At 41.9% G+C, this 10,331-nt stretch carries 5 protein-coding genes and 5 pseudogenes; 5 read left to right on the plus strand and 5 right to left on the minus strand.

Going from position 1 to position 10,331, the window contains the following annotated elements; translation table 11 throughout:
* Nucleotides 1-8: 8 nt before the first annotated feature.
* Nucleotides 9-623, minus strand: a complete 615-nt coding sequence (locus Xenpb_RS08160; RefSeq protein ID WP_187653860.1) for an FMN-binding negative transcriptional regulator — start codon at nt 621-623, stop codon at nt 9-11.
* Between the two features lie 929 nt (nt 624-1,552).
* Here Xenpb_RS08160 and Xenpb_RS08165 point away from each other — a divergent pair.
* Nucleotides 1,553-2,368 (plus strand): annotated as a pseudogene (locus tag Xenpb_RS08165) (integrase domain-containing protein); the annotation flags it as partial.
* Between the two features lie 804 nt (nt 2,369-3,172).
* Here the strand turns inward: Xenpb_RS08165 and Xenpb_RS19935 are convergent.
* A pseudogene (locus Xenpb_RS19935) lies at nt 3,173-3,424 on the minus strand (transposase); the annotation flags it as partial.
* A 115-nt stretch (nt 3,425-3,539) separates the two neighbouring features.
* Between Xenpb_RS19935 and Xenpb_RS08170 the strand changes: the two are divergent.
* The 4 genes and pseudogenes from Xenpb_RS08170 (at nt 3,540) to Xenpb_RS08180 (ending at nt 7,733) form a co-directional block, all read left to right on the plus strand.
* The gene (locus Xenpb_RS08170) at nt 3,540-5,561 is read left to right on the plus strand and encodes a hypothetical protein (protein ID WP_187653861.1); all 2,022 of its coding nucleotides are present in this window, start codon (nt 3,540-3,542) and stop codon (nt 5,559-5,561) included.
* Between the two features lie 81 nt (nt 5,562-5,642).
* A pseudogene (locus Xenpb_RS08175) lies at nt 5,643-6,257 on the plus strand (IS6 family transposase).
* A 307-nt stretch (nt 6,258-6,564) separates the two neighbouring features.
* A complete protein-coding gene (locus Xenpb_RS19940; protein WP_255523074.1) occupies nt 6,565-6,699 on the plus strand; it encodes a hypothetical protein in 135 nt (44 codons plus the stop codon).
* 272 nt (nt 6,700-6,971) lie between these two features.
* Complete coding sequence (locus Xenpb_RS08180) at nt 6,972-7,733, plus strand: IS5 family transposase (RefSeq protein WP_187653862.1); 762 nt, start codon at nt 6,972-6,974, stop codon at nt 7,731-7,733.
* 10 nt (nt 7,734-7,743) lie between these two features.
* On the opposite strand, the pseudogene Xenpb_RS08185 reads toward Xenpb_RS08180, so the two are convergent.
* The 3 genes and pseudogenes from Xenpb_RS08185 to Xenpb_RS08195 form a co-directional block, all read right to left on the minus strand.
* Nucleotides 7,744-8,481: pseudogene (locus Xenpb_RS08185) on the minus strand (IS630 family transposase); the annotation flags it as partial.
* Nucleotides 8,482-8,586: 105 nt separating this feature from the next.
* Nucleotides 8,587-9,645: a UDP-N-acetylglucosamine 4,6-dehydratase family protein gene (locus Xenpb_RS08190; RefSeq protein WP_222942903.1), complete on the minus strand. Its 1,059-nt coding sequence runs from the start codon at nt 9,643-9,645 to the stop codon at nt 8,587-8,589.
* 566 nt (nt 9,646-10,211) lie between these two features.
* Nucleotides 10,212-10,331: pseudogene (locus Xenpb_RS08195) on the minus strand (ISAs1 family transposase); the annotation flags it as partial.

A 10,331-nucleotide genomic window follows, 5' to 3' on the forward strand; every position in this document is an offset into this window, starting at 1 on the left:
CAAACACCTTAATCGCCAGTGCCAATATGACGCTTTTTCATATAATTCGCCAATTTTACGTTGTCACTCTGTGTACTATTTTCTAACGCTGTATAAACACCTCTTTGGTCATCTTGACTTCTATGCTGGCCGAGCTTTTCTTTAGCCTGAATTTCGTCAAGCCAGATTTTGAACCCAACTATCGCTTGCATTTTTTGATTGAGGTAAGAGTCTGGCATAAGTTCTTTGTTTTCTATCAGATTAGGTTCAAAGGTATTGACTAGGGTTTCCATGGACAATTTTGTCTCTTCGTTTCCTAGGATTTCTGCTACTCCATAGCAGTGTACTGCTGAATAATTCCAAGTGGGAACAGCATGTTGTGCTTTATACCAAGTTGGTGAAATATAAGCATGTGGCCCAGTAAAGACCACTAATACTCGCTGGCCATCAAATTCTTTCCAGTGCTGATTAGCTTTGGCCACGTGCCCATATAACACCCCCCTCTTTCCTTCTTTGGGGGCAAAAACAAAAGGAAGATGGGTGCCTATTAGTGAAGGAGAGATCAATAATCCAAAACTGTTGTTGATAATAAAAGTCGATACGCTGTTTTGATCGGTTATTTCCATTTTCTTTGGTATATACATTGCCGTTGCTCCAATTAAGTAGTGATAGCGGTATAGTCATTATGGGCATTTTGTCATGTCTGCCTAGATTATGAACCGATATGAAGTTATTTTCATCAACAAAATAATGACGCATTCCCTCACAGCCTGTCATCAAACAAAAATTTGACCTCGCTCAATCCAATCGATAATGTATTAACCTGTTACTACAAAGATCCATCGCCTGCAAGGATCAGCGTTGAGCGGCGAAACAAAACTTCTGTAGCCTGAAAGGGAGTGCATCGCAATGCGGTACATCTGCGCACTTTTGGAAGCAGATATCCTCGGACACCTAACCCTCCGTCTGAGGATGAAAGTTTCCCGGTGGTATTCACCAGCGGCTACTCACCTGGCAGGGCAGAATTGGCTCTGTCTCACACTGATCGATACCGCTTTAATCGGTACAACATTCACCTGCATTTTGCATTTATCACGATAAACGTCCCGAAAACGGCGCGGCGTCACTTGTGTTAAAGCGCAGCGATTACCAAGTGACGCCGCCAGGCGGCTAACGTCCAGAGCACGTCTGGTATGGCTTTACTACTGATTTGAAGCACGAATTACTCAAAGTCACCCGTTATTTCGGGCATTTTCTGATTCTAATCCACTTTATTCGTTTGTTTTTTAACCTGACTCCTGACAACAGGCTGATGCAGTAAAAAAGGAAAAATCACACCACGTCATGATTAATGAGGCGTTCATCTTGACTAAAATCAGGCACTGAACGGGGAGTACTCCACCGCCGTGCTCAGCACGTAGCGAATTCCTGCAAAAACTCAACGCAATTTTCCTGCTACACATTATCTGACGCACCACGGAACGGTGAACCTGAACCGACACGCAGGGATTTGTTTAAAAACGAATTAAAAAATGAATAAAACAGACGCAAAAAAGTAGCAGGAGATGCGTGAATGCCGCAGAAATCGACACGTTCAAAGGTTGAGCTGTTCAGAAAAGAATTTATTACTCACGCCCGAAAGGCGGGCGGAAGTTTTGTCACGGTCGCGGATCGTGAGCGGATTGCGTGACGGTATTTGGATTATCTGAAAGACAATGGCATCAAGCTCCGGCAGATGGACAGCCTTAAAGCGAAACATATTGAGCACTATATTGCCGGGCGTAAGGCCAATCAAGTCAATCACCGGACACTACATAATGAAATGTCCGCGCTGAGAGCAATTTTAGCGCAGGCCGGAAAGCATAAGCTGGCTGATCCCGGTAATGCTCGTCTGAGCAACCGGGCACTGGATATTGCTGATACGAGCCGAAAGGGAACGAAAACTGCACTGACACCGACAACGTTCAAAGAAATTTTTCAGCAGGTCGAGCAAAAAGGCCGAAGTGTGGCAGCGGTGATGCAACTGGCTTATGTGCTGGGGTTGCGCACCAAAGAAGCGGTGGAAGCCTACAAATCGTGAGTGACCTGGAAAAAAGCAGTGGAAAACGGTCACACCTCAGTGCGGGTGGTGTTTGGCACTAAAGGTGGACGATTCAGGCAGACGGTCATACTGGATTGGGATGCGCTTCAACATGCCATTGCCTATGCGGAGCGAGAGCAGGCCGAGAGCAGTGGCAAACTGATTGATAAACTGACAATTACTCAGGCGATAGGCCGTTACCGGTATATTGTTCGGCGTTCGGGACTGAAGGGTAATAAAGTGCCGCACAGTATGCGTTATCATTTTGCCCAACAATCCGGGGCGCATTACATAGTGCAAGGAATTACATGAAACGGTGACATGAAATCATTGTTGCCAATATATGTGGAAACTTATCAAAAGAGTGAAAATTTTCTTGAACGTAGCTTCAGAAGATAAATGGAAAGGAATAGAAAATATAAGTCTCTCATAATTATTAAAATTTATATAATCGTTATATCATTTTTATTTTACTCAATTTAATAGTGATTAAAGATTAAATAGAACGCCTATTCAATCATTTTTAAAATATAACCACTTATTATTGTGTGTATATTGATCTATTTTTGATTTAAAGATAACCTTTCCCTGCAAATTTAAATCAATCACCTTCTTAAAAAGCAGCATTAATTTCGTCCATAAATAGTGTATTAAAAGCCTTAATTATCTATTTTTGTTATTTTTACAACAGAAATAAAACAACTGAAAAATATGTTCAAGCTAGCATAGTTTTCAGTAGAAAATAAGTCTGACGCTTTTAGAGGATAATATAATGGCTGAGAAATTAACTCATCATATTGAAAATTAAATAAAAATACTTATAATTTGAGTATAGAATAATCTTTTTTGTACGGTCTGAACTCTGTGAACCTGGCTGATATATTATCAGGGATAAAGTAAATAATTTTATTATTTAATCAATAAGTTAAATAAATAACAGAAAAATATTGTTATTAACAATATAGAAACTAACTTCCAAATTTTTGATTGGAATAAAATAATGTTTTTATATTTTTCTGCCTAGCAGAAAAATATAAAACGCATATTGAAACACATCGGTATAGGGTATCAAAGCAAAATGCTTTTACTGATATATCCTGCGGTAGCTATGTTTTTTAAGACATCATTTTCCATTTCAAGATATTGCAGTTTCTTTTTGAGTTCGCGCATTTCAATTTACTCCAGCGTGATAGGCCGGGTTTTAGGAGATTGACAATGTCGCTCTTGCTTTAATTGACGAACCTAGGATTCCAGCGCAGATTTACTCACGTTTATAGCCTGAGAAGATTCTCTTATCGTGTAATTCTGGTCAAGAACTAACTGTGCTGCTTCTGGCTTGCATTCTGGACTGAAACGTCTTTGCATAATGTCACCTGTTTAGTTGTTGAAGTAAGAATACCACCTCTATAAAGGTGACCCAAATTAATGTGCCACATCAAATTAACACTGTTTACGATTGTGAAAAAACGTAGGAGGTACTATGTTTAACTATTGTGCGCCGGGCATGAACCCGGGTATGTTTAACTGTTGTGTGCCGGGCATGAACCCGGGGTGGATCAGCGATTATATACAGTCGGTGATTAACCAGAAGATTATTTGTAATGAACTACAGGCAGGTCTGCTCAACTGTCAGGGCAATGTGCTGGCGCCGGCGACGCGCATCGTACGTTGTGAGGACTTAAGTGCGTTAGTTGAAGAAGCCATTCAATCAGGACTGATAGCCATACCGGGCATTGACTCGCTGACCTTTGACGGCACGTATATCCGGCTGGTGGATCAGGTGGGCGTGACACATGATATTAATCTGGCCGCCATTGCGCCGCAGAGTCTGACCAGCAGCGCCCTCAACGTATCATTGACGATGAAAGACGGCACCGTGCATACGGTGGACCTGACCGCGGCGGTGACGGACGCGATAGCGAAAAAGACTCTGACCAATGCGGCGCTCACCAAAGACAATATACTGGTGCTAACGCTCGAGGACGGCAGTCAGGTCAATGTGGCCCTGAACACCCTCCTGACGGACGCCCAGTTGGTCAGCGGCAGCGTCAACAGTGCCGGGGACATTGAGCTGGTGCGCGGAGACGGCACGACGGTGACAATCGACGCCAACGCACTGCATAAGGTGAAGATTGACCGCGACAGCCCTTTTACCGGGAATGGTGATGATGTACCGCTCAATATGGATTTTAGTCGGGTGTGCTGGAAAGTAATTGACAGTCTCACGATGGACAGCAGTGGGCTACACATCAAGATTGATAACCAGTGTGATGCGGTGACACTGCCGATGTCCGATATCCAGCAGGCACTCGCCGATAAAATCAGCGTCTGTGTGGGAGGGAATGGCTTTATCACCGGCAACGGCCAGAATGGGTCATGTCTGGATCTAGACCTACAAAAAATCATGAACGCGTTGGTAGCGAACGCCAATGTAATGAACACGCTTATCAACAACCTGAACAATAAGATTGCGGTCAGTACCAACGGCACGTTAAGCGGAAACGGTACGGCCGCCAGTCCGCTTAGTGTCGTCCTGTCACCAGATGAGGGCAACCTGCTCACCCTTCGCCCAAACGGGGTGTATTACGGCCAGCAAGCGTCGGCGGATGTATCCAACCTGTATGTCGATTCCGTGGCCGGTGATGATAAGAATCAAGGCACGCAGGCGCAGCCGTTAAAAACACTGGCCACCGCCATTAATAAGGTGCGGGAAGATCAGAGTAACAATATTTATTTGCGCTGTGGGGGCGAGTATCTCTGGCCCAGTTTTGCCGTGTCGAACGGAGCAACACGGAAGATTCAGGCGTATGGTGACCCCTATATTGATGGCAATAAGGTTCCTCAAACGACCCCGGAGCGGCGCTCCTACGTTTGGTGGATACGGGATGCTATTGTCCGGCCGAAGATTTATGTGCAGGTGGGCTATAACAAACGGATTCAGGTGCTTTCCAACATGGCGGCCTCCCCACAAAATGGGGGTGTACTGGAGTGTACTGCACTGGAATTTATTTGTGAGGGAGTTAATGATCCTGGAACGCCGGACGCGCCAGCGGATTTTGATCCGAAAGCATGGGCACGCTGGAGTACTTACATGGTGTACGGTAACAGTTCGGGCAAAGTGAATTTTTACGGTTGTAAATTTCAGGGCCACTATGCCCCCAAAGCGGCCAAAGTCCAGCCGGACGACGTGGACGAAGACTGGTGGGGTATCGTGGGCAAAGACAGTGTGGGGGAGGGAGCGCAGCCCAAATTTACGGCCTGCTCTTACACCAATCTGGTGGCCACGCCGGGACAGCAAAAATACCCGAATATTATCAGCGTCTATTCGGGCATGGCGCAGCTGGATATCAGACCCTATAGTGATTCTTTTAGTGACCTGCCGGGCTATGAAAATTTGGTACAGAATATGGATAACGCGGTGCAGATCACCAATGTGTTAACAGGTATCGTGGCGGATCAGAACGGTGTGCCCCGTAATCTGACCGCAAATATTGTGATTTAGCAGGATGGATGTCGGAATGGCACTGTTGCAAATAGCCGATGGTAGTAAGCTAAGGCTCCCATTTTCCCGAAAGAGCAGCGTATGAATCCTTTCCATGGTCGTCATTTTCAGGGTGAAATTATTCTGTGGGCTGTTCGCTGGTATTGTAAGTACGGCATCAGCTATCGCGAATTGCGGAAATGCTCGCCGAACGCGGCATGAACGTTGACCACACCACGATTTACTGCTGAGTTCAACGCTACGCGCCAAAAATGGAGAAACGTTTACGCTGGTACTGGCACCATTCGACCGATCTGTGTTCGTGGTGTCTTGACGAAACCTATGTCAAAGTTTCGGAGAAGTGTTTTTACCTGTATAGGGCCACGGATAACCGTGGCCTTTTACCTTTCACCCCGTGGCAATACCAAAGTCGCTTACCGGTTTTTAAGCAAAACGCTGAAAGGTTTAAAAGGCTGGGAAATCCCCACAGGACGTGGAGCAACGGCAGGTGAAATACCTCAACAATACCATTGAATACGACCACGGAAAGCTGAAGCGAATAATTAATCCGATGCTGGATTTCAAATCTCGGAAGATGGCATATGCGACGATAAAAGGAATAGAAACGATGCGTGCGCTGCGCAAAGGACAGGCAAGGCCCTGAACGGTCATCCTCAGGGTGAAGTGCGCTTGGTGAAGAAGGTTTTTGGTCTTTGAGCTCCTTTTTGAAGGGTAAAGCTCAACTTAGGACCCTATTTGCAACAGTGCCAAAAAGGTTCATGCTGCTTGTTCATATTCCTGCAAACACTGAGACCAATTCCCCAGATTATGGGCAGGTGTTGTAACCCCCTATCAAGATCACTCTATGACTATGTGCAAGCTTTAAAGAAGGGAGACTTTGCCTTCGATTGCCTTTTCTATATTGCAAATAATAAAGGAAATAGCTTCAATCCCCCCCGAATACATGAGTAAAGGACTTAAGTGGCTAAAAGCTCAGCTTCAGCCCAAAATGTAGGAGTGGCTTATGTCAGAAGAATTTTACTTGGCGGAAACCAAACCTATTGATCATGACAATAGCCTCGCCCATGTGATTTATACATCCGATGTGGATAAGATAAAGGAAAATTTTATTGAAAAAAAAATTTGTGCGGGAAGATGAAATTATTGAGTTTTAAGAAAACAAGTACAAGTAATGGAATTAAGTGTATTAGCTGCGACTTTACCTGACGCTATCCTGCGGTAGGGCACGATTAAATCTGACGGTCGGCTATGAGCGGGGAGCGGACATTGTGTTGTGTTCATAATCTGATACCGAGAGAAGATTAAAAACGCTGAAATATTAGGGCGTGTTGACGTTTGATCGGGGGGATTTGAACGGCATGATAATTTGGTATCCTTATTTTCGCCAAAAAACTCGTCACCCGAACTATCATGCCACGACCCATGTTATCAGATCCTGTGTGGGATAAGCTATTTGTATTCATGCAACACAATCGGCTTGTCTATCATAAAAAAAAGTATCGCCTCATCCTGGAAGGTATCCTTTTTCGAATGAGAACCGGGATCCCCTGGCGGGAACTGCCTGCTGAATATGGGAAATGGAATACGGTCTTTAAGTGTTTTAATGCGTGGTCAAACAAAGGTGTTTTTAATTCATTATTCAATGAATTAGCTAAAGATTCTGATACTGAATGGTTGTTCATTGATGGCAGTATTGTCCGTGCTCATCAGCACAATTCAGGCGCGGCTTCAAAGGGAAATGAAGCGATAGGGAAAAGCCGGGGAGGACGCTCGACTAAAATCCATTTGGCCGTAGACAGTTATGGTTTGCCTGTTCATTTTGAATTATCCGAGGGGCAAACTCACGATATTGTGCATGGGGAAAGTTTGGTGGGGCAATCACCCCCCTCAGACTTTGTCATCGCTGACAAGGGATACGATAGTCAGGCATTCAGAAATTATATCGAAGAACAAGGGGCAACGGCGGTTATTCCCTACCGAAAAAATAACCGAAACTCGGGTAAAAAGCTTGATAGGGGTTTATATCGTTATCGTCATTTAGTCGAAAATGCGTTTGCCAGAATCAAACATTTTCGTGCAATAGCAACAAGATACGATAAATTGGCGCGAAATTACGCCAGCACATTGGCACTGGCATTTGTCATTATCTGGCTACCCATGTGGGTCGAGTAAATGATGAATACAAAACGTCAACAATATTGATAAATAAATGCGAGTTTTTCCTGTCAGAACCCGTGTAAAAAATTTCGTGCGTTTGGCTATCAAAACATCCGGCAAAGTAATATTTTTGGTTCTTTCCCGGTGTGATAATCCGTTTTTGTTGGCCTTTAAGATACCAGTCTGAACCTATTTTAGGGTTGAAATGAATATCCACTTCGTCTTCATAAAACACGGGATGTTCTTTTGATGCCCCAAGTAATGCTTGGTTAATTGGCTTCATCTTCTCTTCATATTCAGGATCTTTCTCATGTAATGTTGGCGCGGCTCGCCGCCAAACGATCTGATTTTTGCAGAGAAATCGATAAAGTGTGCTGATTGAAAATTTTATACGAATTAACTCGTTGAGTTGTATCATAAAAAGTTCAAGACTCCAGCGAGAGCGCTCATAACCGAACTGCTGAGGAGAAAGTTTCAGTAAATAAAAGAGAAAAGGCAAAAAGCAGGTTAAATCCCATCGTTGATGACGGCCTGAGGGCTTATTTTGCAACCCTAACCAACGATATGTTCTAAACGACTTTATCCAACGCCATACAGAAGACTGAGCAACACAGAGTGTTTCAGCGACGTGAAAAACTGGCTGACCCCGATGAATCATGAGAATGGATAGAATACGAATGGCATACTTTTTATCGTGCGTTTTTTGCGCCATTTTTTTCATCAGGCGTCGTTCATTACGGGGAATGGGTGGTAGGATAACCATAACTCAGTCCTTCTTTTTGCTTTTTTGTTTCTGGAAAATCCAAATTCGCAAAAATGGGACTGAGTTTCTTTGATACTCCTACCATTTTGAAAAGTCATTTAGTAATTATTTATAGTTAGGGATAATCCTTTTAAGAGCATATTTTATCTCATCATCTTTTGGGTTTTTCTTAATTAAGCTGTCTAATTTTGAAATGGTATTGTTCAATTGAATTAATGGAATTGAAGGGGACTTTGCAATATATATTTTTTCATATTTAGTAGTAAGGAATTCCTCTTCTTTATTCAATATTTCCTCATGAAGTTTTTCACCTGGTCTGATTCCGGTATAAATAATTTCTATTTTATCAATTGGTTGTATACCAGATGATTTAATTAAAGCTTTAACTAAGTCTACTATCTTGATAGGTTTTCCCATATCAAGGAAAAACAAATTACCACTCTGAACTAAAGCACCTGCTTGAATAACTAATTGAACGGCTTCGGGGATAGTCATAAAAAAACGAACCATTTCAGGATGTGTTACTGTAATGGGGCCTCCTCTCTCTATTTGCTTTTTAAAAATAGATAACACACTGCCTCTACTTCCTAAGACATTACCAAATCTCACAGAAGCAAACTTAGTGGTGCTGATAGAGCTATAGCCTTGAACTACCATTTCTGCAATCCTTTTCGTAAGTCCCATTATGCTTGTTGGATTAACTGCTTTATCAGTTGATATTAATACAAAGCGCTCTGCTTTATATGAATGTGCAGCGTGAATTATATTTCTTGAACCTAAAACATTATTTTTTACTGCCTCCAGAGGATTAAATTCCATTAGTGGAACATGTTTATGAGCAGCAGCATGAAAAACAATATTAGGCTTGTATGTATAAAAAATGTGATCTACTCTTTCTTTGTCTTGAATATTAGCAATAATTGGTATTAATTCTACTTCTGATATTATATCTTTTAGTTCAGATATTATTTCAAAAATACTGTTTTCACCATGCCCTAATAATAAAATAATTTTAGGTGAAAAATTTAAAATTTGTCTACATAATTCTGAACCAATAGAACCACCCGCTCCTGTAACAAGAACAGTTTTATTTTTAATATAATCTGATGTCTTGTTTATGTCTAAATTTACACATTTTCTACCTAGTAGTTTATTTATATCCATATTGTTATTTTCAAATGTTAGTTATTTTTAATTAATAAATTCACACATTTTATTAAATAAAGCTTCAATTGTTCTTTAAAATGTCAAATCAATATTTTTCATGAGAAATAGTATACCCTCTTGGTGAAAGATCTATTATTTTATTGTGTTTTTTCAAAATCGAAATAATCCATTTTTTTGTTTATGGTTTTTTATTCGATTAGTACAAGATATATTATCTCGTTCTATGCCCTGAATAGGGCGGAATTTCACTTTGTATTTAATTTAATTAAAAATAAGGTGACTGTGGAATTACTCTGACCACGTTGCTTTTCAACCTTGACCATTCGACTGTTTTTTATTCTGGTATTCTGTTTAATCACATTTAATGCAACTCGGTTAAAAAATGCTATTTGTTTGCTCTATCAAGATCTTTGTGTGATATACAATACCCAATGTAGCTTGTTTTCCACCGACCAATGCTTTCTTATTATCTTGGCGGCGATTTTGACATTTAACAGGAGATAACTGACATACCAGTGCGAGTCATGGAGGGAAGCAGGGCGGGATTCCACTTTGTATTAAGTTTAATCAAATATAAGCTGACTACGGAATTCCGCTGACCACATTGCTCTTCGGCGTTTAGCGGCCTGACTGTCCTTTATACTGGTATTTTGTTTAATCACATTTAATGCAATTCGATTAAA

The sequence above is a fragment of the Xenorhabdus sp. PB62.4 genome, assembly GCF_014467285.1.
GTDB lineage: Bacteria > Pseudomonadota > Gammaproteobacteria > Enterobacterales > Enterobacteriaceae > Xenorhabdus.

What these genes read in the sequence shown, in the direction of transcription:
- Xenpb_RS08160 (WP_187653860.1), bottom strand. Translation starts at nt 623, where the DNA reads ATGTATATACCAAAGAAAATGGAAATAACCGATCAAAACAGCGTATCG.
- Xenpb_RS08170 (WP_187653861.1), top strand. Translation starts at nt 3,540, where the DNA reads ATGTTTAACTATTGTGCGCCGGGCATGAACCCGGGTATGTTTAACTGT.
- Xenpb_RS19940 (WP_255523074.1), top strand. Translation starts at nt 6,565, where the DNA reads ATGTCAGAAGAATTTTACTTGGCGGAAACCAAACCTATTGATCATGAC.
- Xenpb_RS08180 (WP_187653862.1), top strand. Translation starts at nt 6,972, where the DNA reads ATGCCACGACCCATGTTATCAGATCCTGTGTGGGATAAGCTATTTGTA.
- Xenpb_RS08190 (WP_222942903.1), bottom strand. Translation starts at nt 9,645, where the DNA reads ATGGATATAAATAAACTACTAGGTAGAAAATGTGTAAATTTAGACATA.